Source organism: Photobacterium gaetbulicola, assembly GCF_003025515.1.
Classification (GTDB): domain Bacteria; phylum Pseudomonadota; class Gammaproteobacteria; order Enterobacterales; family Vibrionaceae; genus Photobacterium; species Photobacterium gaetbulicola.
In genome coordinates this window covers 55931-81377 of the sequence record NZ_PYME01000025.1, presented here as the reverse complement: position 1 = coordinate 81377, position 25447 = coordinate 55931, and the positions used below count along the sequence as shown (strand labels likewise).

The 25447-nt window shown below is 51.1% G+C and carries 23 protein-coding genes; 7 read left to right on the top strand and 16 right to left on the bottom strand.

The window, feature by feature from the left end:
- Positions 1-20: 20 nt before the first annotated feature.
- The 8 genes from fabF to yceD form a co-directional block, all read right to left on the bottom strand.
- Positions 21-1259, bottom strand: coding sequence for a beta-ketoacyl-ACP synthase II (fabF, locus tag C9J03_RS19840; protein WP_039468796.1), 1239 nt, complete (start codon positions 1257-1259; stop codon positions 21-23).
- Between the two features lie 87 nt (positions 1260-1346).
- Positions 1347-1583 (bottom strand): acyl carrier protein, encoded by a 237-nt coding sequence (gene acpP / locus C9J03_RS19835; RefSeq protein ID WP_007467184.1) that lies wholly within the window; start codon positions 1581-1583, stop codon positions 1347-1349.
- A 157-nt stretch (positions 1584-1740) separates the two neighbouring features.
- Entirely contained in the window at positions 1741-2475 is a 735-nt protein-coding gene (fabG, locus tag C9J03_RS19830) for a 3-oxoacyl-ACP reductase FabG (protein ID WP_039468800.1), read from the bottom strand.
- A 25-nt stretch (positions 2476-2500) separates the two neighbouring features.
- Positions 2501-3424: an ACP S-malonyltransferase gene (gene fabD, locus C9J03_RS19825; protein WP_044623804.1), complete on the bottom strand. Its 924-nt coding sequence runs from the start codon at positions 3422-3424 to the stop codon at positions 2501-2503.
- Between the two features lie 99 nt (positions 3425-3523).
- Positions 3524-4480, bottom strand: a complete 957-nt coding sequence (locus C9J03_RS19820) for a beta-ketoacyl-ACP synthase III (RefSeq protein ID WP_044623805.1) — start codon at positions 4478-4480, stop codon at positions 3524-3526.
- A gap of 5 nt (positions 4481-4485) precedes the next feature.
- A complete protein-coding gene (plsX, locus tag C9J03_RS19815; RefSeq protein ID WP_082060651.1) occupies positions 4486-5511 on the bottom strand; it encodes a phosphate acyltransferase PlsX in 1026 nt (341 codons plus the stop codon).
- 9 nt (positions 5512-5520) lie between these two features.
- Entirely contained in the window at positions 5521-5691 is a 171-nt protein-coding gene (gene rpmF, locus C9J03_RS19810; protein WP_039468809.1) for a 50S ribosomal protein L32, read from the bottom strand.
- Positions 5692-5710: 19 nt separating this feature from the next.
- The gene (gene yceD, locus C9J03_RS19805; RefSeq protein ID WP_039468813.1) at positions 5711-6226 is read right to left on the bottom strand and encodes a 23S rRNA accumulation protein YceD; all 516 of its coding nucleotides are present in this window, start codon (positions 6224-6226) and stop codon (positions 5711-5713) included.
- A gap of 302 nt (positions 6227-6528) precedes the next feature.
- Between yceD and C9J03_RS19800 the strand changes: the two genes are divergently transcribed.
- On the top strand, positions 6529-7110 hold the full coding sequence (locus tag C9J03_RS19800; RefSeq protein ID WP_044623806.1) for a Maf family protein: 582 nt from the start codon (positions 6529-6531) through the stop codon (positions 7108-7110).
- Positions 7111-7165: 55 nt separating this feature from the next.
- On the opposite strand, the gene rluC is transcribed toward C9J03_RS19800, so the two are convergent.
- Positions 7166-8113, bottom strand: a complete 948-nt coding sequence (rluC, locus tag C9J03_RS19795; protein ID WP_039468819.1) for a 23S rRNA pseudouridine(955/2504/2580) synthase RluC — start codon at positions 8111-8113, stop codon at positions 7166-7168.
- Positions 8114-8551: 438 nt separating this feature from the next.
- Between rluC and rne the strand changes: the two genes are divergently transcribed.
- Both rne and C9J03_RS19785 read left to right on the top strand, forming a co-directional pair.
- Positions 8552-11911 carry a ribonuclease E gene (rne, locus tag C9J03_RS19790; protein WP_044624564.1) on the top strand — a complete coding sequence of 1120 codons (3360 nt, stop codon included), beginning with the start codon at positions 8552-8554 and terminating at the stop codon, positions 11909-11911.
- Positions 11912-12187: 276 nt separating this feature from the next.
- Entirely contained in the window at positions 12188-13744 is a 1557-nt protein-coding gene (locus C9J03_RS19785; RefSeq protein ID WP_044623807.1) for a SulP family inorganic anion transporter, read from the top strand.
- Positions 13745-13815: 71 nt separating this feature from the next.
- On the opposite strand, the gene C9J03_RS19780 is transcribed toward C9J03_RS19785, so the two are convergent.
- Both C9J03_RS19780 and C9J03_RS19775 read right to left on the bottom strand, forming a co-directional pair.
- Positions 13816-14268 carry a low molecular weight protein-tyrosine-phosphatase gene (locus tag C9J03_RS19780; protein WP_039468824.1) on the bottom strand — a complete coding sequence of 151 codons (453 nt, stop codon included), beginning with the start codon at positions 14266-14268 and terminating at the stop codon, positions 13816-13818.
- Positions 14269-14292: 24 nt separating this feature from the next.
- Positions 14293-14982, bottom strand: coding sequence for a DUF3313 domain-containing protein (locus tag C9J03_RS19775; RefSeq protein ID WP_082060652.1), 690 nt, complete (start codon positions 14980-14982; stop codon positions 14293-14295).
- Between the two features lie 171 nt (positions 14983-15153).
- On the opposite strand from C9J03_RS19775, the gene C9J03_RS19770 reads away from it, so the two are divergent.
- From C9J03_RS19770 to C9J03_RS19760, 3 genes are all read left to right on the top strand, one after another.
- Positions 15154-15945 carry an adenosylcobinamide-GDP ribazoletransferase gene (locus tag C9J03_RS19770; protein ID WP_044623808.1) on the top strand — a complete coding sequence of 264 codons (792 nt, stop codon included), beginning with the start codon at positions 15154-15156 and terminating at the stop codon, positions 15943-15945.
- An 11-nt stretch (positions 15946-15956) separates the two neighbouring features.
- Positions 15957-16562 carry a cob(I)yrinic acid a,c-diamide adenosyltransferase gene (gene cobO / locus C9J03_RS19765; protein ID WP_039468830.1) on the top strand — a complete coding sequence of 202 codons (606 nt, stop codon included), beginning with the start codon at positions 15957-15959 and terminating at the stop codon, positions 16560-16562.
- Positions 16563-16737: 175 nt separating this feature from the next.
- Positions 16738-17172 (top strand): phosphate-starvation-inducible protein PsiE, encoded by a 435-nt coding sequence (locus C9J03_RS19760; RefSeq protein ID WP_039468833.1) that lies wholly within the window; start codon positions 16738-16740, stop codon positions 17170-17172.
- A gap of 417 nt (positions 17173-17589) precedes the next feature.
- Here C9J03_RS19760 and C9J03_RS19755 read toward each other — a convergent pair whose 3' ends face one another.
- Together C9J03_RS19755 and C9J03_RS19750 are read right to left on the bottom strand one after the other, a co-directional pair.
- Positions 17590-18915 carry an anaerobic C4-dicarboxylate transporter gene (locus C9J03_RS19755; RefSeq protein WP_044623809.1) on the bottom strand — a complete coding sequence of 442 codons (1326 nt, stop codon included), beginning with the start codon at positions 18913-18915 and terminating at the stop codon, positions 17590-17592.
- 323 nt (positions 18916-19238) lie between these two features.
- Positions 19239-20279 (bottom strand): metal-dependent hydrolase, encoded by a 1041-nt coding sequence (locus C9J03_RS19750; protein WP_044623810.1) that lies wholly within the window; start codon positions 20277-20279, stop codon positions 19239-19241.
- Between the two features lie 220 nt (positions 20280-20499).
- On the opposite strand from C9J03_RS19750, the gene C9J03_RS19745 reads away from it, so the two are divergent.
- Positions 20500-20952: a CBS domain-containing protein gene (locus C9J03_RS19745; RefSeq protein ID WP_039468842.1), complete on the top strand. Its 453-nt coding sequence runs from the start codon at positions 20500-20502 to the stop codon at positions 20950-20952.
- A gap of 100 nt (positions 20953-21052) precedes the next feature.
- Here C9J03_RS19745 and C9J03_RS19740 read toward each other — a convergent pair whose 3' ends face one another.
- From C9J03_RS19740 to apbC, 3 genes are all read right to left on the bottom strand, one after another.
- Positions 21053-23206, bottom strand: coding sequence for an AsmA family protein (locus C9J03_RS19740; protein ID WP_044623811.1), 2154 nt, complete (start codon positions 23204-23206; stop codon positions 21053-21055).
- 191 nt (positions 23207-23397) lie between these two features.
- The gene (gene udk, locus C9J03_RS19735) at positions 23398-24042 is read right to left on the bottom strand and encodes a uridine kinase (RefSeq protein ID WP_044623812.1); all 645 of its coding nucleotides are present in this window, start codon (positions 24040-24042) and stop codon (positions 23398-23400) included.
- Between the two features lie 207 nt (positions 24043-24249).
- A complete protein-coding gene (apbC, locus tag C9J03_RS19730) occupies positions 24250-25341 on the bottom strand; it encodes an iron-sulfur cluster carrier protein ApbC (RefSeq protein WP_044623813.1) in 1092 nt (363 codons plus the stop codon).
- Between the last annotated feature and the right edge of the window lie 106 nt (positions 25342-25447).

Here is a 25447-nt window from a genome sequence, read left to right as displayed (position 1 = left end):
TCTATGATAACAGGTTATCGTTAGATTTTCTTGAACAGCAATGAGCCGTTTGTACCACCGAAACCGAAAGAGTTACACAGTGCGTACTCAAGATTTGCCTGACGGGCTTCACCTGGTACGTAGTCCAGATCACAGCCTTCATCAGGGTTTTCTAGGTTGATTGTTGGCGGAACAGCCTGATCAACCAGCGTCATAGCAGTAATGATAGCTTCAACAGAACCAGCCGCACCCAACAGGTGGCCAGTCATCGACTTGGTAGAAGACACCATCACTTTATCGACTGCTGCGCCCATTGCACGCTTGATACCTAGCGTTTCAGCAACGTCACCAGCTGGAGTCGATGTACCGTGAGCATTCACGTAGCCGATCTGGTCTGCATTGATACCAGCATCACGGATAGCTGCTTCCATTGCCAATGCACCGCCAGAACCATCAGCGCTTGGAGATGTCATGTGGTAAGCATCGCCGCTCATACCAAAGCCAACAAGCTCTGCATAGATTTTCGCACCACGTGCTTTGGCGTGCTCGTATTCTTCCAGCACCATCATACCGGCACCGTCACCAAGGACGAAACCGTCACGATCTTTGTCCCATGGACGAGATGCGCCCTGAGGATCATCGTTACGGGTAGACAGTGCTTTAGCAGCGGCAAAGCCGCCCATGCCCAGCGGTGTCGAGGCTTTTTCTGCACCACCGGCTAGCATCGCATCGGCATCGCCGTATGCGATCATACGTGCTGCATGGCCAATGTTGTGAAGGCCAGTTGTACACGCGGTAGAGATTGCAATGTTTGGACCACGAAGGCCGTGCATGATAGACATGTGGCCAGCAATCATATTTACAATTGTTGATGGAACGAAGAATGGGCTGATCTTACGCGGACCCTTTTCCATCAGTGCCTGATGGTTAGCTTCAATCAAGCCAAGACCACCAATGCCAGAACCGATAGCAACACCAATACGGGCTGCGTTTTCTTCAGTGACTTCAATGCCAGAGTCTTTTAATGCTTGTACGCCAGCTGCAATGCCGTATTGGATGAACAGATCCATTTTACGGGCATCTTTCTTCGACATGTATTCTTCACAGTTGAAGTCTTTGACCATACCAGCAAAACGAGTAGCGAATGCGCTAGCATCAAAATGTTCAATAGTGCTGATACCGCTAGTACCGGCTAGAAGTGCTTTCCAAGATGATTCAACAGAATTACCTACCGGTGATAGCATACCCATGCCAGTAACAACTACGCGACGCTTAGACACGATTTAATTCTCCGGGAATTGAGGATAAAACAGGGTTTCAAAAGAAAATCAGGCGGTCATGGTGACCGCCTGGAGGGAGTTCTTTAATTACTCAGAAGCGCCAACAACGTAGTCGATTGCAGCTTGAACTGTAGTAATTTTTTCAGCTTCTTCGTCTGGAATCTCAGTGTCGAATTCTTCTTCAAGAGCCATTACTAGTTCAACAGTGTCTAGAGAGTCTGCGCCTAGGTCGTCAACGAAAGATGCTTCGTTCTTAACTTCCGCTTCGTCTACACCTAGTTGCTCAACGATAATTTTTTTTACGCGTTCTTCGATGTTGCTCATTAATCTATTTCCTTAAAACAAGAATTCGCTAATGCGATTTGCTGTAGTTTATTCAATACTGCAAAAGTTGCAATACTCAAGATGCTGGTCAAACCACGATTTTCGGTGAAAACAAGTTGAGTTTGACTTGCATCATCAAGTTATGCAACTTTTTTGATTAAATCATGTACATGCCGCCGTTCACGTGCAGAGTTTCGCCGGTTACATAACCAGCGTCTTCGGAGGCTAGGAAAGCCACTGCTGCCGCAATTTCGCGCGGATCGCCAAGGCGGCCAGCCGGTACGCCAGACAAAGTTGCGGCGCGCTGCTCGTCTGTCAGCGCCTTGGTCATGTCGGTTTCGATGAAACCCGGTGCCACAGCATTCACCGTAATGCCACGAGAAGCGACTTCACGTGCCATAGACTTCGTAAAGCCAATCAGGCCTGCTTTTGCGGCTGCATAGTTAGTCTGACCAGCGTTACCCATGGTACCCACGACCGAACCAATGCTGATAATACGGCCATGGCGCTTTTTCATCATGGCGCGCAGTACCGCTTTCGACAAACGGAAGATAGACGTCAGGTTGGTGTCCATGATGTCCTGCCACTCGTCATCTTTCATACGCATCAGTAGGTTATCGCGGGTAATGCCTGCGTTGTTAACCAGGATGTCAACATCACCGAACTCTTCTTTGATCTGCTTAAGTACAGCTTCAATAGATTCAGGCGACGTAACATTCAGCGCAAGGCCTTTACCATTGTCACCCAGATAAGCGCTGATCGCTTCTGCGCCGCTCTCAGAGGTTGCAGTACCGACAACAGTGGCACCACGCTCAACCAGAATCTCGGCAATCGCACGACCGATACCACGGCTCGCACCTGTTACCAGCGCAATTTTTCCTTCCAGGCTCATTGTTAATCCTCTTTGATGAAATAGGTTACTTAGCAGCGTCAAGGCTAGCGGTGTCGTTAACCGCTGCGCCGCTCAGTGAACGGTTAATTCGTTTTGTTAGTCCAGTCAATACCTTACCTGGGCCAAATTCAAGCAGAGACTCAATACCTTCAGACGCCATGCGCTCAACCGACTCGGTCCAGCGAACCGGGCTGTGCAGCTGCTTAACTAGCGCAGTCTTGATCGCGGCAGGATCAGTCTCAGTGGCTACGTCAGCGTTGTTGATGACAGGTAGTGCTGGCGCCGAGAAAGTGATGCTCTCTAGGGCTTCAGCTAGCTTGTCAGCTGCTGGCTGCATCAGTGCACAGTGAGAAGGCACGGAAACCGGCAGTGGCATTGCACGCTTGGCACCGGCTTCTTTACAAAGCACATTAGCACGCTCAACCGCTTCTTTGTTGCCAGCAATAACAACCTGACCCGGTGAGTTGAAGTTTACCGGTGAACATACCTGGTCTTGTTCCGCTTCAGCACAGGCTTTAGCAATCGTGTCGTTGTCCAGGCCAATAATGGCAGACATTGCGCCAACACCCGCCGGTACAGCCGCTTGCATTAGTTGGCCACGTAGCTCAACCAGCTTAACGGCATCTTTAAATTCGATAACACCCGCACAGACAAGTGCCGAGTACTCACCCAAGCTGTGACCGGCCAGTACTTCTGGCTGCGCACCGCCCACTTCCTGCCACACACGCCAGATAGCCACTGAAGAGGTCAGCAGCGCAGGCTGAGTGCGGTGAGTTTGGTTCAGGTCTTCAGCTGGGCCATTTTGTACCAGTGCCCACAGGTCGTAACCCAATACTTCAGAGGCTTCCGCAAAAGTTTGCTTAACCACATCGTACTGCTCGGCCAATTCAGCCAACATACCTACAGTTTGGGAACCTTGACCCGGAAATACAATCGCGAACTTAGACATTCGAGAATCCTTATTCTGTGTAACTGAACACTCAGTTTTGCTAAATCGAGCGAGCTGGCATCTCTGTCAGCCCGCCCAAACTAAATATAAAGAAGGTGTTTAGAACTTCACCAACGCCGAACCCCAGGTGAAACCACCACCGAAGGCTTCAAGCAGCAATGTCTGGCCACGCTGGATGCGACCATCACGCACCGCTTCGTCCAGCGCCGTCGGCACCGTTGCTGCCGAGGTATTACCGTGGCGATCAAGTGTTACCACAACCTGATCCATCGACATCGACAATTTCTTCGCTGTCGCCTTGATAATACGCAGGTTCGCCTGATGCGGTACCAGCCAGTCAAGCTCGGACTTGTCCATGCCATTGGCAGCCAGTGTGTCTTTCACCAAGTTAGACAGTTGAGTGACAGCCACCTTGAACACTTCGTTGCCCGCCATGTACAGCCACTTGTCGTCGCTGAAGTCCTGACCGTGCTCAGGGACACCTAGGCTCAGCAGGCCACCAAAATGACCATCGGCATGGAGGTGGGTCGAAAGGATACCCGGCTCTTCGCTGGCACCCACGACGACAGCACCAGCACCATCACCAAACAGGATGATGGTCGAGCGATCGTTAGGATCGCAGCGATGCGACAGGGCATCAGCGCCGATCACCAAGACATTTTTCGCCATGCCCGTTTTGATGTGCTGATCAGCAACACTCAAGGCGTAGACGAAGCCTGAACAGGCCGCGGCAATATCAAAGGCCGGACAGCCTTTAATATCCAACATGCCCTGGACTTGGCAGGCAGCCGAAGGGAATGCGTGGCTCGCACTGGTAGTCGCTACGATGATCAGGTCGATGTCATCTTTCTCAATACCCGCCATTTCAATGGCATTTAATGACGCCTGATAGCCCATTACCGCGACAGTTTCGTCTTCGGCGGCAATGCGACGCTCTCGAATACCGGTACGAGCGACAATCCACTCATCGTTGGTTTCAACCATTTGTTCTAAGTCGGCATTAGAACGCACTTGCTCCGGCAGATAGCTGCCAGTACCTAAAATTTTGCTATACATGAAGACTAATAATGCCTCTCGAGTAAGACTTCTTCCAAACGGTCACTGATTTTTGTCGGTATTTGCCGTTTGACCTCGTGTACCGCTTCACCAATCGCATTAGTCAAAGCGGTTGTATCAGCACTTCCGTGGCTTTTCACCACAATACCGCGCAATCCTAACAGACTCGCGCCGTTATACTGGTCGGGGTTCAACTGTTTCAAGCTGTTAAACAGGTCACTAAACAGCCACCTAGCTATCAATTGCTTGAACGGATTACCGTAAATAGCACGTTTAATCGCGCCGATAAACAGGTTCGCCACCCCTTCACTGGTTTTCAAGCTGACATTGCCGACAAAACCGTCACAGACAATGACATCGGCCTTGCCGCTGTATAGCTGATCACCTTCAAGGTAGCCGATGTAATTGATATCCGGGGAGTCGGCCAGCAGTTCAGCACAACGCTTGACGAGATCGTTACCTTTGATCTCTTCTTCACCAATGTTGAGCAGCGCAACCCGCGGCAAAGCGGCATGATCTTGCTCAGCCAACACCGAGCCCATCACCGCAAACTGGAACAAGGTATCTGCGTCGCAGGATACGTTAGCCCCTAAGTCTAGCAGCCAGGTCTTGGTCTCGTTGTGGGTCGGAATGGCAGACACCAGCGCGGGCCGATCAACACCGGGCAATTGCTTGAGAATATAACGGGACAGGGCCATCAAGGCACCGGTATTGCCCGCGCTGACACACGCATCGGCCGTACCTTCGGCAACCGCTTCTAGGGCAGAGCGCATTGATGAGCCCTGACTACGCCGCAGCGCCTGAGAAGGCCGGGTATCGTTTGCTATTACGTGGTCGCAGTGAACAATGCGAAGACGAGGGTGATTCGTATGATTCAGGAGGGATAGTTGGGCAGTGATCGCACTTTGATCACCAAATAAAATGACTTTGAGCTCTGGGAATTGCAACAGTGCCTGCACGGAGGCAGGCACTGTTACTTGAGGACCGAAATCCCCGCCCATTGCATCAAGTGCAACGGTTAGACCACTCAAGGCTCAACCTTACTTGTTGATAACCTTACGGCCACGGTAGAAACCGTCAGCAGTTACGTGGTGACGTAGGTGAGTTTCACCACTTGCAGAATCTACAGATACAGCTGCAGTTGTTAGTGCATCGTGAGAACGACGCATACCACGTGCTGAACGTGATTTTTTGCTCTTTTGTACGGCCATTAACCCTACTCCTGTTAAATTACTTACTTAGATTTTTCAATACTGCAAACGGATTCGGACGCTCATCAGCAACGGGGATCTCACCAAAAGTCATGTTTCCGCTGGCTTTGCAGTCAGCTTCCTCATGCATAGCGACTTGAGGTAATTCCAGAATCAACTCGTCTTCGACAATTTGAATCAGGTTGATCTCACCATTTTCGTCGACATCAGCCGGCTCATAAGCTTCCGGTAAATCATCTGCTGCCTCTGGTTTGAGGAGCGGACTGTAACAGAACTCAACACGATATTCATGTTTGAATCCTTCCTGACATCGCTGACAGGTCAGCATCACTTCGATATCTGCGCTACCGCGCATAAATGCGATTCGACGCTGGTCCAAGTCAAATGACAAGGTGACGTTTGCATCACGTGTTACGCTCTGCGTTGACTCGGCCAATCGCTCAAGTAATTCGGCTTTGATGATGCCATCATAGTCGAGTTTTTTTTGAGCTGCGCGAACCGGATCAACCGTAAGCGGCAATTTTACCTTTTGCATAGGGCGCGAATATTAGCCTTGTAATCAGTTTGAGTCAAAGGAAATGTGCGCGAATTAACAGCATTTAGCCAATTCGTATGCTCAATGCCAGATACAAGCACTGCAGCACTGCCACTTCCACCATTTTGTCTGTTATCTGCCTATCCACCAATAACTTGTACGGCAGCATCCATCAGCTCAAATAACACACAAAAACTGGTGAAAAGCCAACCAGCAAGCCCACTTTACTTACCATTATAACGTAGCCTTCACAAAGCAAGATGCGTAGACTAACACAACCTAGCAATAACCCGGTAATCATCATGCACCAACCATTACTTTTGGCTTCAACCTCCCCTTTCCGCCAATCTCTTCTGCATAAACTTGGCTTACCTTTTACTACGGCCAAACCTGATGCCGATGAGACCCCTCTACCTGGAGAGCAAGCCGAGCAGCTAGTGAGCCGGCTCGCCGAAGCAAAAGCAAAGGCCTGTGCCAGTGAGTACGAAAAGCACCTTATCATAGGCTCCGATCAGGTCTGTGTGATTGATGGCCAGATCATCGGTAAGCCCCATACCGTCGACAATGCCTGCCGCCAGCTAAAGGCAGCCAGTGGTAAAACCATTACCTTTTATACCGGCCTGTGTCTTCATAACGCCAAAACGGGTGAAAGCGAAGTGGTCTGTGAGCCATTCCACGTCCACTTCCGCCAGCTTACCGAAAGTGAGATCCGCAATTATGTTGAACGTGAGCAGCCCCTCAACTGCGCAGGTAGCTTCAAGAGCGAAGGGCTAGGCATTGCCCTGTTTGACAAGCTAGAAGGACGCGACCCAAATACCTTGGTCGGTCTTCCTCTGATTGCCCTTAGAGAGATGCTCGCCAGACAGGGCGTCAGCGTCCTGTAATAAAAACGGCAGCCTAGGCTGCCGTTTTTCATGCGCAAACTCTTGTCAGAGACTATTACGCCTTACGGCGCAGTTTCTCCACGGCCTGCTGGAGCTTCTTCTCCATCGGCGCACTGATGTCCATCAGCTCTTCATTGCCCGGGTGGGTAAACTTGATGTTCGCAGCATGCAGGAACAAGCGGTCCAACCCGACCTTCTTGGTAAAGGCATCAAAACGAGGGTCGCCGTAGCGGTCATCCCAGGCGATCGGGTGACCGGTATATTGGCAATGAACACGGATCTGGTGGGTACGGCCCGTGACCGGACTGGCCTGAACCAGCGTCGCCTGATCTAACCGTTCAAGTACCTTGAAACGGGTATCAGAGGGCTTGCCGTTCGGATTGACCCGCACGATACTGTTGACCTCATTTTTCAGCAGCGGCGCAGTCACTTTCTTACAGCTGGCCTTCCACTCGCCCATCACCAAGGCAAAGTAATACTTCTGTACCGTCTTGTTGCGGAACTGCTCCTGTAGCTTTCGTAGCGCCGAACGTTTTTTCGCCACCAACAAAATACCGGACGTATCACGGTCGATACGGTGGACCAGCTCCAGGAAGCGAGCATCCGGGCGCAACGCCCGCAAGGCTTCGATTGCCCCGAACTTCAAGCCGCTGCCACCGTGAACTGCGGTACCTGACGGTTTGTTGAGGATCAGCATGTGGTCATCTTCATAGATGATACACGCCTCAAGCTCGGCTACCTTGTCTAATTTGGTACTGATCGGTGCTTGGTCTTCTTTTTCCGGTACCTTTACCGGAGGAACCCGAACAAGATCACCGTCCTGCAGTTTGTATTCTGGTTTTATACGTTTTTTGTTCACTCGCACTTCGCCTTTGCGCAAAATGCGGTAAATCATACTTTTTGGTACATTTTTTAGCCGAGCACGGAGGAAGTTATCGATCCGCTGGCCTGCAAAGTCATCAGATATTTCGATGAACTGCACTTTTGGTTTATCATCTTTCATGGGTTTCATTCTAACATGCATGCAAAGCAGATTGCCGCAAAAAAGTCACCCTGCTATCATTGGCGTGCAAGGATAGGAAAATTTGCCTATTCTGCCAACAGGGTGAACAGAATAACACCCAACTGATGACTATATATACCGCTCTGATGAAAAACGCAGCATGTGGCGTAAGACGTTTCATTCCTCGGAGTGTTTTTTTAGTGTCCTTAAGCGACGATTTTTTTATTGGTGTGACAGATACCGCCGTTACCATCGGTGAACCAGCTGTACATTTTCAGATCTAAACATCTTGGTACAGTTGGATGATACGTGTTGCCACATAGCACCCCTGAATTCCAGCCGTGAGGTTGCATTTAAGATCAGACTTGGGGTCCGGCACCACCAGTAAAAACGCGTTTCTAAGTGCACTAGCACATGAAAAAAAACGAGTACAATATAATGAAAAGAATGTTGATTAACGCAACTCAAAAGGAAGAGTTGCGCGTCGCATTAGTTGATGGGCAGAAGCTGTTCGATCTAGATATCGAAAGCCCTGGCCACGAATCTAAAAAAGCAAATATCTACAAAGGACGCATCACACGTATCGAACCAAGTCTGGAAGCAGCGTTCGTTGACTATGGTGCAGAACGCCACGGTTTCCTCCCTCTTAAAGAAATCGCCCGCGATTACTTCCCTGCAGACTACTCTTACCAAGGCCGCCCTAACATTAAGGAAGTGCTGAAAGAAGGTCAGGAAGTCATTGTCCAGGTTGATAAAGAAGAGCGAGGCAACAAAGGCGCCGCCCTTACTACCTTTATTTCACTTGCAGGTAGCTACCTGGTACTGATGCCAAACAACCCACGCGCCGGCGGTATTTCTCGCCGTATCGAGGGTGAAGAGCGTACTCAGCTTAAAGCGGCACTCAGCACGCTGGAATTGCCTCAGGGCATGGGCTTGATTGTACGTACTGCTGGTGTTGGTAAGTCAGCTGAAGATCTGGAATACGATCTAAACTACCTACTTAACCACTGGGAGCGTGTTAAAGGGGCTGCAGACTCGGCACCGGCGCCTTTCCTGATCCACCAGGAAAGTAACGTTATCGCCCGAGCTATTCGTGACTACCTACGCCGTGATATCGGCGAAATCGTTATCGACAGCAAGAAAATCTTTGACCGCGCTCGCGATCACATCCAGCAGGTTCGTCCAGACTTCCTGTCTCGAGTAAAACTGTATGAAAACAGCGAAACCCCGCTGTTTAACCACTACCAGATCGAAAACCAGATCGAGTCCGCGTTCCAGCGCGAGGTTCGCCTGCCGTCTGGTGGCTCGATTGTGATCGACCCGACTGAAGCACTAACCTCAATCGATATCAACTCTGCCCGTGCTACCAAGGGTGGCGATATCGAAGAAACGGCGCTTCAAACTAACCTCGAAGCAGCAGACGAGATTGCTCGCCAGCTGCGCCTTCGCGACCTAGGTGGCCTGGTTGTTATCGACTTCATCGATATGACTCCGGTACGCCACCAGCGTGAAGTAGAAAACCGTCTGCGCGAAGCGGTACGCATGGACCGTGCGCGTGTTCAGATCGGTCGTATTTCTCGTTTTGGTCTGTTGGAGATGTCACGCCAGCGTCTGAGCCCGTCACTTGCTGAAGCTAGCCACCACGTGTGTCCTCGCTGTAGCGGTACCGGGGTGATCCGTGACAGTGAGTCGCTATCGCTTTCAATCCTTCGTCTGATCGAAGAAGAAGCACTGAAAGACAACACCTCGCAGGTCCTGGCCATTGTGCCGGTGGCGATTGCGTCTTACCTGCTCAACGAGAAACGTCGCTCGGTACAGTACATTGAGAAATCTCACAATGTACGCGTGATTATCGTGCCAAATGCCAACATGGAAACGCCTCACTTTGAAGTGGTTCGTGTCCGCTCTGGTGATGAACACGATACACTGTCATACAACCTGCCAAGCACGTTGGAAGCATTACGCGAAGCTGAGTCTGCTGAGTCTGCCCCTCAAGAGCGTACGACCAAAAAACGTGAGGAGCCTGTTCTGCAGGGCTTTACCGCCCCAGCACAAACAGCGGCCACCCCGTCAGCCAAGCCACAGCCAACCAAGAAGGCAGCGGCACCGGCGGCAGCAACCGAGGCTAAACCAGGCTTCTTTAGCCGCATCTTCACGGCAATTGCAAGCTTCTTCTCAGGCCCTGAGCAGGAAGAGCAACCGAAAGAGAAGAAAGAGCCTAACAAGCGTAATCGTCGCGATCGCAAGGACAACCGCCGCAGCCAAGACAACCGCCGTGGTGAGCGTCAGGAAGGCCGTCGTGGTGAGCGCCAGCAAGACAACCGCCGTGGTAAAGACAATCGCCGTGGCCGTCAGGATCGTTCTGAGTCGGAAAACAACAAGCAGCAGCAGGTTGCCGAACAGCGCGAACAGCGCCAAGCACGTCGTCGCAATGAAAAAGCGAAAGACAAACAGGAGCAAAGCGCCGAGAAGCCAACTCAGCAGCAGCGTAAAGACAAAGATCAGAAACGCCAGCGTCGTGACCGTGATGATGCCCAGGCTCAAAAGCCTCGTCGCGAACGCGATCAGGATCAGAAAGCCAAAGCTGACAAGCCGGCTGTTGAAGAGCAGCGTCAGGAGCAGGAAAAAACCGTTAAGGTGAAACAGCGTCGCCAGCGTCGCGAAATGCGTAAGAAAGTTCGCATCACTGATGACGCAGAAGTGAAAGCGGTTGAAACAGCGAAGCCTGAAGTCGCTGAAACACCTGCTGCTAAGTCTGAACTGCAAGAGATGGGTACCGCCATGGCTCAGGAAGCCAAGGCAGTTGCTGAATCGACTGAAGAGAAGAACGGCGAGCAAGAAGGCCAGCGCCGTAACCGTCGCTCTCCTCGCCACCTGCGTGCAAGTGGCCAGCGCCGCCGCCGTATCCGTGACACCCGCCCAGAGAAAGGCGAAGACATGGAGCAAATGGTAACTGACGCTGTCGGTCATGCGGTTGAAGAAGTCACCGATACTCTGAACGATATCGAGAATGTGGTTTCTATCGTTGAGAAACGCAAACCGGCCGTTCGCCTCAAGAGTGGTGTTGCTTCTCCTGAAATGGCAATGGGTAAAGTCTGGCCTGCGGCAAGCAAACCTGCAGTAGCAGCAATCGAAGCAGCAGTAGAAGCTGAAGCACCAGAAGCAGCGCCTGTTGCAGAACAAGCTGCTGTACTAGGCGGTGTTGCTATGCCAGAGCTAGCCATGGGTAAAGCATTCCCACTTCGTTCTGAAGCCGCTGTTGAAGAGACAGTTGTTGAAGCACCAGTTGCTGAAGAGCAAACGGTAGAAGCACCTGCGGTGACTGAAACTGCTGAAGCAACTGTTGCAGAAGAGACTGTTGCTGAAGAGCCGAAGGCAGAAGCTGAATCAGACGTTGCTGCGGCTATTGCTGCTGCACAAGCGGCCATGCTGGGCATGCATGCCCAACAGCCAGCAGAAGAGCCTGAGCAAGAAGCCCCGGTCGCGGAAAAAGCTGTTGCTGAAGAACCTGTAACAGAAGTTAGCGCTGAAGCGCCAGCAGAAGCAGCGAAAGCGTCTGAAGCAACTGTTGCGAGTGTAGAAACGGCACCCGCACAGATTTGTGCCACGTCTCCGCGCGGCCAGCACGCGACAGCAGCAATGGCGAAAGCACCAGCACCGACAGAGGCCTCTGAGGCTCGAGTCGTTGCTATTGCACCGCTACGTGAAGCTCGTTTCGCAGCTCGCCAGGCAGGAAGCCAGACAGCTACCAGCCACGCGACATCGGGTGCTCAGTCAACGATGCCAAATGCCGAGTAAGCTTACGCTTGCAACCTAATAGAAAAGCCATGCATAATTGCATGGCTTTTTTTTGCTTGCCATTTCCCCTTAACGGGACCGTTCTTTGCAACCCCTGCAACTTTTCACTAATAACATAACTGACATCAAACTTTCTTACACTAAGTAACAGCTGCGATGAATAATCCAGCTTGAAAGTTGAACTGAATCACAGATTTCTGTAGGATCCGCGGCTTTGTAGCTTGAATAGCAAAGCTACGCCAATCAATCACCAGAGTCAGATCAAAACCTATAAGCATGTTTGAATTCCCACAATTTTCACGACAATCCGTCAAGAATGACGTTCTTTCGGGGCTCACTGTTGCCCTTGCCCTTGTACCTGAAGCGGTTGCATTTGCCTTCGTGGCGGGTGTTGACCCAATGGTTGGCCTGTATGCTGCCTTCATCGTCGGCTTAGTGACGGCTGTACTGGGCGGTCGTCCGGGTATGATCTCTGGTGCTACCGGTGCCATGGCTGTTGTTATGGTTAGCCTGGTCGCAGAACACGGTATTGAGTACCTTTTTGCCGCCATTATGCTTGCCGGTGTGCTGCAGATCCTCGCCGGCATATTCAAGCTCGGTAAATTCATCCGCATGGTGCCGCACCCGGTAATGATTGGTTTCGTGAACGGCCTGGCTATCGTGATCTTCCTCGCGCAGCTGGGGCAGTTCAAAGTGCCAGATGCAACCGGTACCCTGCAATGGATGCAAGGCTCTCAGCTTTACATCATGCTTGGCTTGGTTGCCCTGACGATGTTCATCATCCACTTCTTGCCGAAGCTGACCAAAGCTGTACCTTCTTCTCTAGTTGCGATCATTACGGTAACAGTACTGGTTCACGGCCTTGGTTTGGATACCCGTACGGTGATTGATTTTGTCCGCTCTATGAGCGGCGATACCAACGCTACCCTAGCAGGCTCACTGCCAACATTCGCGCTCCCTGAAGTTGGCTTTAACATGGAAACCCTGCGCATCATCCTGCCTTACTCCTTGATTCTGGCCGCTGTAGGCCTGATCGAGTCGCTGCTGACCCTGACCGTTATTGATGAGATGACCGGTACCCGCGGTCAAGGTAACCGCGAGTGTGTTGGCCAGGGTGTCGCGAACGTTACCTGTTCAGTCTTCGGTGCCATGGGTGGCTGTGCGATGATCGGCCAGTCGATGATTAACATCAACTCGGGTGGCCGTGGCCGCCTGTCAGGCATCACTGGTGCGGTTGGTCTTCTGCTGTTTATCCTATTCGGTTCGTCACTGATTGAAATCATCCCTCTGGCTGCGCTGGTTGGGGTAATGTTCATGGTGGTTATCGGTACCTTTGAGTGGGCAAGCTTCAAAATGGCTCGCAAAGTACCGAAACACGACTTCTTCGCCATTATTTTGGTAACCGGTGTTACTGTCGCGTTTGACCTGGCATTGGCGGTTATCGTTGGTGTGATTTACTCTGCACTCGTGTTTGCCTGGAAGCACGCCAAGCACATCTACGCTTCAAGCTATATTGATGACAACGGCTCGAAAGTGTACGCGCTGGACGGCCCGCTGTTCTTCGGCTCGGTGTCCAACTTCCTGGAGCTGTTTGATGCCAAAAACGATCCTGCCGATGTGATCATTGATTTCGCCAAGTCGCGCGTAGCTGATCACTCGGCAATTGAAGCGATCGATACGATTGCCGAGCGTTATGCTAACCAAGGCAAGACCCTACATATCCGCCACTTAAGCCCTGAGTGCCGCTCGCTACTGAAAAAAGCAGGTAACCTGGTCGAAGTGAACCTGCTGGAAGACCCGACCTACAAGGTCGCGACCGATACCCTCGGCTAATCCATAAGGTGATACCAATATAAAACGCCCGCATTCAATGCGGGCGTTTTATATATGTCGGCATCAAGCCGCTATAGTCTATCGAGTAAACCGTCCGCCGCATCCTCAACCAGATCGAGCACATAGTCGAAGCCGCGCTGACCACCGTAATAGGGGTCTGGAATTTCCGCGACATCTTGGCGGCCATACTCAAGAAACAGTGCTAGCTTGCGATGCAGATGCGTCGGGCAGACGCGCTTCAAGTCTCGCAAATTATCGTTATCAGCTGCCAGAATCAGGTCAAAAGCTTCGAAATCCCCATCGATGATCTGTCTGGCACGCATTCCCTCAAAACTGTACCCGCGCGCCTCACCAGCGGCTCGAGCACGGTGGTCCGGCATTTCGCCTTGATGAAAACCAATCGTGCCAGCAGAATCGACCTCAACATCTAGCCCCCGCTGCGCTATCTTCGCTCGCAAAACCGCCTCTGCCGTCGGTGAACGGCAGATATTCCCCATGCATACCACCAAAATCCGCTGTGTCATTATCACTCCTCAACCGCTTCACGCTTATTGGGTACTGTCTTCGTTTTCTTTGGCAGTATAAGCGGTCAAACGAATAAAATAGACAATATCTTGGGTAAACGTATCAACTGTTTCCTGGATTTGCTCGAAGCGTAACATTTCCCGATCATTTTCCAGTACATCTTTCGCCAGCAGTACGCTCACCCGCTCAGCCAGAATGTCATCACTCAGGCTGTCAACCAATTGCGATTCCACCAACAGCCTGACATTGCGATCCCGGGTGCCTAGCAATGCCTTGGTGCCACCAATGAGCGCTCCGTAAGGTAGGATCTCCGTGATTTTGAGATCTTCCATATCGGTACTGGCCCGGGTTATTTCAACTCTCAGGATCGCCGTTTTCGGCCCGGTTTTATCTACAACAGGGACACCGGCAGCCAACTCTTGCTCCAAGCGGTGCTGCAACCTTTGCGATACCCGCGTCAAAACAGCTGGCGAAATTTGGTGCACCGCTTGGGTGCGCGGATGCAACTTGACTGGCTCTACCATGACCTGCTGGTAATCCGATAATTCTAAATCCGGTGATACCCACTGCAGCCCATTGGCATCCGCAACATAACTCACTTCTACCAGCTGACGGCGACTAGCTGCCTGCGATACCGCACGCTCTTCCTCTGTCGGCAACCGACTTGAACAACCTACCGCCACCAGGCAACACATCAGGACCAACCCGCGCATCTCATTACTCCCCCCGTTCCAAATAAACAGAATGGTATACGGAAAGAAACCAAGATGCCAGATTGTTATCCGCATGAAAGGCAGTTATTTGCTGTCACGCAATGACTGGTATCTTACTCCGGCTTAAAGTAACGTACTGTTTTTCAATCTCACCCAACAAGGCCACGTACCATGACATTGCATTCCCAGGCAATCAAACGGCAGGGGCAGATTTTTCTTATCGCCCTCGCTTTCTTTACCCGGATCCCGATCCCTGCCGATACCCCTTACTCCCCTAACCTGCTCAATCAGGCCAACCGCTATTTCGCCTTGGTCGGCCTGGTTGTCGGCCTCGTGAGCGCGGCTAGCTTCTGGCTAGCCCATCTTATTCTGCCGCTTTCGGTGGCGGTGATCATTGCTATGGCAGCAAGCCTGCTGCTAACCGGGGCTTTCCACGAGGATGGTCTGGCCGATGTCTTTGACGGGTTTGGCGGCGGATGGCAGCCCGAACAAAAACTCGAGATCATGAAGGACTCCCGGCTCGGCACCTATGGTGCGGCAGCGCTGTTCGTCGTGCTTGCTATCAAATGGTCTAGCCTGACCGCTTTGGCAGAGCTCTCGCCGACTCTTGCCGCTTCGGCACTATTCTGCCTTCACGGCTTAAGCCGTGCTGTTGCAGCTAGCCTTATCTTCAGCTACTCCTATGTTCGGCTCGATGAACAAAGCAAAGTCAAACCACTGGCCAATGAGCAAAGCCAACAAGATTTGTGGGTTTTAATTGCCACCAGTTTCTTTATATTACTGTTTTTACCGCTGCCGACGGCCTTGTTGCTCTCTGCCGTCCTCCTGCTGGTTCGCTATGCCTGTGGTCGTTGGTTCACCAAGCAACTAGGCGGCTATACTGGAGATTGCCTTGGCGCCTGTCAGCAACTTGCTGAAGTAACAGGTTATCTGCTTATATTGGCAATGGTAGCCCAACAATAATAAGGATCATCATGGTAGATCAATCTCAGAAAGACAGCCGCTACAAAGCCCGCCAGCAGAAAGTAAAGGCCGAAATAGATGCGCGTGTCGCGTCGGCACAAGAGGAGAAAGGGCTTTTCCTGATCATCACCGGTAATGGCAAAGGCAAATCCACCTCCGGATTTGGAACCATTGCGCGCGCGGTCGGCCACGGCCAAAAATGCGGCGTTGGCCAATTCATCAAAGGTACCTGGGACTGTGGCGAGCGCGCCCTGCTCGAGCAACACGGTGTCGACTTTGCGGTCATGGCTACCGGCTTTACCTGGGAAACCCAGAATAAAGAAGCTGACACCGCTGCCGCCCAAGCCACCTGGGCCGAGTGTAAAAAAATGTTGGGAAATGATAGTTATGATGTCATTCTTCTCGATGAACTTACCTACATGGTGAGTTATGGCTACATCGAGCTGAGCGAAGTCATAGCGGCCATCAACCATCGCCCAGAGTCGCAATCGGTGATTGTTACCGGCCGTGGTGCCCACCGGGAACTCATTGAAATCGCTGATACTGTCTCAGAAGTTCGCAATATCAAGCATGCCTTTGAAAAGGGGATCAAGGCACGCAAAGGCGTGGACTGGTAAACCTCTATCACCGCCTTAGTGCTTTATAAATAGCCACTCTACCAAACCGATGTGGCTACTTATCAATCTCGACCTTTGTCACATTTTTTACTTGACCCACGGTAAGAAAAAGCCAATATTTGGCTCATAACAGGCCTTCAACACAGGTCAATAACAAGTCTTACAAGGGACAGCAATGCCTTCACATTTACCAAAAAAATTCAGTGAGATATTCCTGAAACTGTTTCACATTCTCGAAGCTATCCTGCTGGTCGGTATCACCCTGGCCACCCTGGCTGCGATGATCAATGAGTTCATTGTGATTTATACCAACCGCCAAATCGCACTGACCGATATCTTGCTGATGTTTATTTATCTTGAAGTGCTGGCGATGGTTCAGCAGTTCGTAACCAATGGTAAGATCCCGGTTCGTTATCCGATCTACATTGCGATAATGGCAATCGCCCGATACATCACACTGGGCATGAAAGAACTTGATGGGGCATACATTGTCTGGCTGTCAGTTGCCGCCTTCATTTTGGCCGCGGCAACCCTCATCATTCGCATCGGTCATCATTATTGGCCTTACGAGGACGCCGAAGAGCCTGGCTACCGTAATTCTCACGATTAAAAGTACAAGGGAGTGAATATTCACTCCCTTTTTCAAATCTGCGTTTACTCTTGGTGCGATTGAGACTTCTTGGATTTGCCCAGCTTATTCTTGTAGTAAGCCTCAGCTTTTTTGACGACCTTGTTGTGCATTTTTGCGCGAAGAGACTCAAAGTCTGTCACCGTCAAAACCCGTTTTAAACTGTTAATTTCTACCTCACCAATTTCCTAGTTACACTCAACCATCACAACAGCGGTTAATAACACACCGCCAAACCCTAACTAAATAAGATACTTTTTAATCAATTATATACTCAATTAATTGCCTGGTTGAATATTTTTTATCTCAACTTACATAACTTTAATTACTCATAATACAAAAAAACCAGTGACCGAAGTCACTGGCTTGTTTTTCAATACCTGCTTGTTCGCTTGATTTTTAAACAATCACTTGCGCTATCGTATAACCAAACGCACAGGCAGAGACCACCCCGATCAAACCCGGCACCATGAAGCTGTGGTTAAAGTACCATTTACCTATTTTGGTCGTACCGGTAACGTCGAAGTTGCAAGTCGCGATATCCGATGGATAGTTTGGAATAAAGAAATAGCCATAGGTCGCTGGCATCAAACCAATAAGCAGTGCAGGGTTTAAGCCCATTGCCATCCCGACAGGCAGCATCATACGAGCTGTTGCCGCCTGGCTGTTTACCACCACAGAAACAATGAACAGCGCCAGCGCGAATGTCCACGGGTAGTCCTGTACCATTTCGGTAATACCGGTTTTGAATGACGGCATCGCATACTGGAAATAAGTATCACTCATCCAGGCAATACCGAAGATAGCAATCGCCGCCACCATACCGGATTTGAACACGACCCCTTCAGGCACTTTCTGCACATTGGTACGGGTTACCAACAGAATCAGGCCGCCAAAGGCTAGCATCATCATCTGGATAATAACGGACATTGGAATGGCCTTGGCACTGTCACCGATAGTGCGAATTTCAGGCACCATGGCGACAACCACAATCGATACCAACGCCAGGATAAACAGCAATACCGCATGCTTGGCGGACGTCGGCAGCTTCTCGTCCAGTGAGGTCGCCGTGGTGTGTAGGATTTTATCTTTCCATAGCGGATCACGCAGGCGACGCTGGTACTCCAGATCCTCGGTCAGATCGGCACCGCGTCGCAAGCTGTATAGTGACAGTAAGAAGGTACCCAGCAAGGTTGATGGCACAGTCACCATCAGGATGGTCAACAGGTGGATGCTTTCCTGAACACCAGACAACTGGGCGAGGTAGTACACCACGGCTGCCGAAATTGGACTGGCGGTGATGGCTAGCTGGGAAGCAACAGAAGACGCTGCCATCGGCCGTTCGGGGCGAATGCCGTTCTTGAGCGCCACATCACCGATAATCGGCATGATGGAATAAACCGCATGGCCGGTACCCAACATAAACGTCATGGTGTAAGTGACCAGTGGGCCAAGGAAAGTAACGCGCTTAGGGTTGCTGCGCAGAATACGCTCGGCAACTTGCAGCATGTATTTGAGGCCGCCAGCCGCTTCCAGAATAGATGCACAGGTCACAACGGCCAGGATAATCAACATAACGGTGATCGGCGGAGAGGTCGGCGGCATCCTGAAAATAAAGACTTCAACCAGCAGGCCTAACCCCGAAACCACCCCCAAGCCAATGCCCCCAAAACGGCTACCAGCGTAGAGCACCAATAGGAGAAATAAAAACTCCAAGTACAGCATATTCGCTATCTCCCTATATCGAAATATTTACCCCATAAGAGGTAGTTAGATGAAATTGGAGGCATAATGGCAGCGTATGGCTCGCAGCTAATTGATGAGTATCAATTTACGCAAGTTCTTTCTTGTGGGTAATTTGAACTGTGAAAGGCAGCATAGAAATGCTGTATGCTAAGCGATAGCTAGCTACAGAAACCGCACTAATGACAAACCAGATATTAACCAAGATGCTACACTTTTATCGCAGCACAGCGAAAAAATGGCTGCCAAGGCAATTAGTTATACCCTAGACAGCCATCAAGTTGATTTCTGTTAGCGTCTATTGTTCATCGGCTCGCCAGCGGTACGGACTGCTGCGGACATTCAGAGACATGGCATAAATTGGCATCAATATCCTGGTTACCTAACAACCGAAGCCACAAGTTAGGGATTTGGGCCAGCCTGCCCCTCGGGCTTTCGACCCTAACGGGCTCAATACTTGTCCAACCGTTGCTATTTTCTGCCAATGCGAACTGGAAAGCCAACTGCTCCCCCATCCCCATTCTCAAAACCGATGCCACGATTTGAGACTGGCGCTGCTCGTACTTGATGAACCCACCCGCGAAACGCTCCAGCATCTGTTGATGCTCTGAACCCAGTTGCTCCGGCCATGCGCCCAAGGTTTTTTGCAGAAAATCAATCTCGGTATCACCATCCAATATCGACGACAGCCCCTCGAAGTAGTGATTTTCTCCCTTTACTACGACTCGCCAAAGTACGGTGTTAAATGGTGTCGGGGTTATAAAGACCGGCTGCCCGGCAAGCGGCGTCCCCGCCAGTTGCTGCTCCACCCTGCTGTCAATCACACTCATCGCGCTCACCGACCAAACGATATACAAGGATGAAACCGCAAGCCCAGCGGTGCAGAGCTTGGCAATACGATCTCGCCACAGCAGGCTTGCCAGCAGTACCAGCAGCAGAGGTACCGTGTAGAGCGGATCGATAATAAACAAGCTAGGAATAGCGATCGGGGCATTGATTGGCCAAAACAACTGGGTGCCGTATGCGGTAAATGAATCGAGCAACGGATGAGTGACCAAGCAGGCTGCGACCAATAGCCATAGGTGAGTGAAGCTGAACCGGGTTGGTCGCCATGCCTGCCATAACCAGCTGAGTAAAAATGAAAACGGAATGAGCACGAACAGCGAGTGGCTGAATCCCCGGTGTTTCACCATATCAGACACAGGATCACCGTAGCTGATCAAGACATCAAGATCCGGTAGCGTGCCCAAAGCAGCACCAGCCAACAACACCTTCGGCGTACACTTCCTTCCTGCCACCGCACCGGCGACCGCCGCCCCCAGTGCGGCTTGTGTTACTGAATCCACAATAATTCCTTATCCGAACCTGAACCGGCAAATCAGCCGTTTTAATCGTTAAGACCGCCACCTTAACAGAGCCATCAATAGATACGCAATTTATTACGATTATGTTTTCAAATTGATCTTTTCCTGGGTAAAAACTGGCGACAGCTCGCAGATCACACATCAAATTTTCGCTACGGTAAATCAGGCAACACCCATCAACTTTGAATAAAAGGAAGATGCAATGCCAACAAAAGTCTCGGAATACATGACTCGCAAAGTTATCACCACCTCACCGGAAACCGGCCTCAGAGAAGCCTTTTTCTTGATGCGTGACGAAAACATCCGCCATTTACCCGTGGTCAATAACGAAGGGCAACTGGTTGGGATCGTGAGCGACAGGGAGCTTCGCCGCCCGGGCTGGGTTGATGAATCCCCAGAAATCGGCCACGAATACCATCTAACGGATGAGTGGCATATACGTGATGTGATGATCCGGGACATCGTCCATGTCCGCACCTACGATACCCTCACCAAAGCGATCAGCACGGTACTGGACTTTCAAGTTGGCGCAGCGCCGGTATTGGATAAGACAGGACAGCTGGTCGGCATGCTATCGGCCATTGACCTATTGATGGCTTTTCAAGATGTGTTAGAAAGCCAGAAATCTGCGAAGAAGAGAAAGCAGACCGCTTGAGCTAAGACGGCCGGTTGGGCGGCCAGCCACCACTAATAAAAAAAGGCCACAGATGTGGCCTTTTAAGTGTTTAGCGATTCCCTCGGGCAGTCCGGATAACTTAGTTGAACAGCCCCTTGAGCAATTTATCCGCGGCTTTCTTGATATCATCATCCTTGGCCTTGTCGCCCAGGAGTTTTTCAAGTCCGCGTTCCACCTCACGCTGTGCCTTTTGCTCCAGCTCATTATTCTGCTTGAGCAGTTGGGCCAGATTGAGCGAGAACGTCGGCTCGCTCCAATTACCTTTGACGTCAATCGGCACCGTCAGATCAGCCACCTCATCAATATCTTTGCCGCCCTGCCCCTTGCTTGTGGCAACCACAGAGGTATTGACCGCAAAGTCGATAGTTTCGTTGACCAGGCTGGTCGAGCCCTGACCGTTGATACGCAGCAACGGTGAGTCGATATCCAGGTTATTGGTCGAAGCGACACCTTTGCCCAAGTTGATAGTCGAAGACATTGACGAGAAATCCGTTTTCTTCTCTTCTTTGACGTATTCCGCCTTTTGCCCCTTCAGCGTTGCGCGGGCTTCGCGGATCATCTCCGGGATGTTGACGCCATAAATGGCACCATCAGCAAAGCGGATGTCCACCGTACCGGCAATGTTCTCACGGATACGTTTTTCAGCCAGACCAGTACCTAACACATTAACCGTGATATCGCCGCTGCCGGCCAAGGTGTCATTCTGTGCCACATCCACCAGCAGAGGTTGAACTTGTACGCCTTTGATCTGGTTGGTTACACGGTAGGTTGGTCGCTTCCCAGTCGCATCGATTGTGGCTGTGCTATGAATCGTGCCTTGGTAAAGCTTGGCATCAAGACTGCTCAGTTCAAACACACCATTTTTCACCGTCATCGCCAGCGTCACATCACTCATGTGGGCATTGGCGGCTTTGAACTGGCCAACAGCAAGTTTACCGGCCAGATCAAGCGTGTTCAGCACACTCAGATCTGGCTCTTTGTCTGTGTCCCTCTCACTGTCAGCACCTGCACTCGCTCCGACTGTACCTGCTTGGTTCGGATCTTCACCTTGCTGAGATGAAGCACTCTCATTGCCTGTACCAAGGAAAGCATCGACATCGATGTTGTCGGAAGACAAATCAAAACGGATCACCGGAATATCTGCCGACTGAAAGGAAGCATTACCCGCCACCGCCACTTCATCGACTGTCGCCTTCAACGAAGGCAGCTCAGCCAGTCCTTTTTCCAGATAGTACTTGGCATCGGCTTCCAGGCCAATCTTCAGCTCGGGGCGCGGCAAGCTGGCGCCTTCTACATCAGCACTCACCTTGGCCGCTTTCAAATCAATGGTTTTAACCGCCTCATCCACCATCAGCTGGGTAGCCCCCTGGGTGGTGAAGCTCAAATCCGGCACCTGGCCTTCAATGGAAAACTCAATCGTCGACCATTCACCCAGCTTGAAACTGTCCAGTGAGATGTTGGCATTGCGGATATCATTGACCGCATCCTTGGCGCTGGCCTTGAAAGACAGTGCTTTGAACTCAGCACCATCGAGCGCCTTAGCGATCAGCAGCTCCGTTTTCCCTTCGGCGTCAAAACGCAACTCTCCAGCGCTGCCAACTATATCGAACGTCGCGGCCGTCCATTCACCCGGGGCAAATTTCGCGAGGGAAAAATCAAAACGCTGAACCTCAGTTTGACTACCCGCTTGGTCGTCAATAATCAACGCACTGGCATGGTTAATATCAACACCGGCCAAGCTGATCTGCCAAACCGGTTGCTCGCCTTGCGGCGCCGGCTGTTCAGTCTCTACGGTTGATGGTTCGGCTGCCGGTTGTTCAGCATCAGCGCCTGACTGAGCTTGCCCCGACAGACCATCGAGATTGCTGACACCATTTTCAAGGGTTTGAATAAACACTCGTCCCCCCTGCAAACTCACATTGCCAATTTCCAGTTGCTGGGAAAACAGCGGCATGACAGAAACGGAAAGCTCTGCCTGATCAAACTGGGCCAGATTCGGCTCGGCAAACCCTGGTGGATTTCTCAATTCGGTCTTACCAATATCAAATCCAATGCTTGGGAAAAAGCGCCAGCTGATATCACCGTCGATCACCAAGTCGCGCCCGGTCGCTTTATTCACCTGCTCAGCAATCACCGGCTTGAACTGGTTCGGATCAACCAGCGCTAACAAAGCTGCGATGCCGATAACAGCAACCACAACAACCGCAACCAATGCCATTATTATTTTTTTCATTACATCCCCATCTTTTCATCCATGCTCATCAATCGAGCCCAGCGCAAAGTAACCAGAGCTCATTGTGGCATATAGCCAAGTGACTTCAAGTACATAGAGTATATTCCAGCACTAAGGTTCCTTTGTATTCTGCAGGTAAAAAAATAGGCAGCGTAATGCTGCCTATTCACAATCAGTTACCGGCGCGGACGTTATGCGCGCAACAGTTTACCAATGTGGGCTTTTAGTACGTCAATCGCGATACGGTTCTTACCACCGCGAGGAACGATGATGTCCGCGTATTGCTTCGAAGGCTCGATAAACTGCATGAACATCGGGCGAACGGTTTTCTGGTACTGCTCAAGTACCGACTCCATGGTACGGTCACGCTCGGCAACATCGCGCTGCAGGCGACGAAGCAGACAAATATCAAGTGGCGTATCCATGAAAACACTCGCATGCATAATGTCACGCAGGCGCGGATCAGTCAGCAACAGGATGCCTTCCAGGATGATCACTTTCTTCGGTGTCATCGTGGTGGTTTCAGCCATACGCGTGTGCTCGCTGTAGCTGTACTGAGGCACTTCCACCGCTTCACCGCGGATCAACTGCTCAAGATGGTCACAAAGAAGGTCGTGATCCAAGGCATTTGGGTGGTCGTAATTAGTCTTTACCCTTTCATCCATGCTTAGGTGGCTTTGATCGTTGTAGTAGCAATCTTCCGTGATAACACCGATCTGATGATCGCCTACTTTTTCTTTTAGCTCTTTATAAACTGTGCTGGCAATCAGACTTTTACCGGATGCAGAGGCCCCTGCAATACCGATAATAACGCATTGGTGAGAGTGTTCAGACATATCAGAAAGCACCTGTAAAACAACGTGGCGTAGTGGACAAACCGTAATAAGCAGAACATTTCCTACCACTCACTGTGTCAGGAAATGACTTAAATAGGGCGTAAATAAACCGCCTGATTATAGGCAGATGTAGGGGCAGATGCCAGTAAAAAAGCGGCATCCGCCTCATTTGCTCAGAAACTCTGCAAGATGGACCAGAGCAATGGTTTACATTGTACGAATTGTGATCTGCTCAGCGACAGGGGTGCCCTGCCAAAACAACCGACTCGCCACCGAACCGGCCAACTGGATATAAGCCTGAGCCTGTTCCGAGTCTGGGGATGCCGCCACGGTCGGCTTGCCATTATCGATATCTTCACGGATTTTTATATGCAGTGGCAACTGGGCTAACAGCGGGACGGCATATTCCTGCGCCATACGCTCGGCACCACCGGTCCCGAAGAGAGGCTCGTGGTGACCACAATTACTGCAGATGTGATAGCTCATATTCTCAACCACGCCCAGCACCGGGACATCGACCTTGTTGAACATACAGACCCCCTTAATGGCATCAGCCAGCGCCAGATCTTGTGGGGTAGTGACCACTATCGCCCCGGTAACTGGAATTTGCTGCGCCAATGTGAGCTGAATGTCACCGGTACCCGGCGGCATGTCAATCACCAGGTAATCAAGATCCGGCCACCAGGTCTCGGCAATGATCTGAGATAGCGCCTTCGAGGCCATCGGGCCACGCCAAATGGTCGCACTGTCTGCTGGCACCAAATACCCCACCGAGTTGGTAAACAGGCCACATGACTCGATCGGCATCATCATTTTGCCGTCCGGAGACTGCGGCTTCTCATCGACCGTCCCCAGCATCATAGGCACCGACGGACCATAGATATCGGCATCCAGCAAACCTACTTTGGCCCCTTGCGCCTGTAAACCTAGTGCAAGGTTAACCGACGTGGTCGATTTGCCCACCCCGCCTTTGGCCGAGCTCACCACAATAATGTTCTTTACCCCTTTGAGCGGTTGCTTGTCGCCTGACGCCAACGGGGCCACCCGGCAGCCAATCTCAAACTGGGTATCGCTGGCAATGTGGTGGAGCTGTTGCTGGGTGATGATCCACTGTTCGAGTAATTCGGCAACCACGCCTGCGGCAAAGGGAAAGTTCACCGAAATCTTACCGTCGGCCGACACCGATACCACATTCGTCGTCTCGGCCCACTCTTCATGCAGCCAAGGATGTTCAAATTGGTTCAGCCAACGGCAAATATCTGCCACGCTTTCGAAACGAGTAATTGAGTCACTGCTCATGATCTTTTAGCGCTCCACATTTATTGTTTACCTACATCCTAACACTGATGATTATTTAACGCCCCATTTTACCGTGTTTTACCGCAGATCCTCCTAGGCAAGGTGC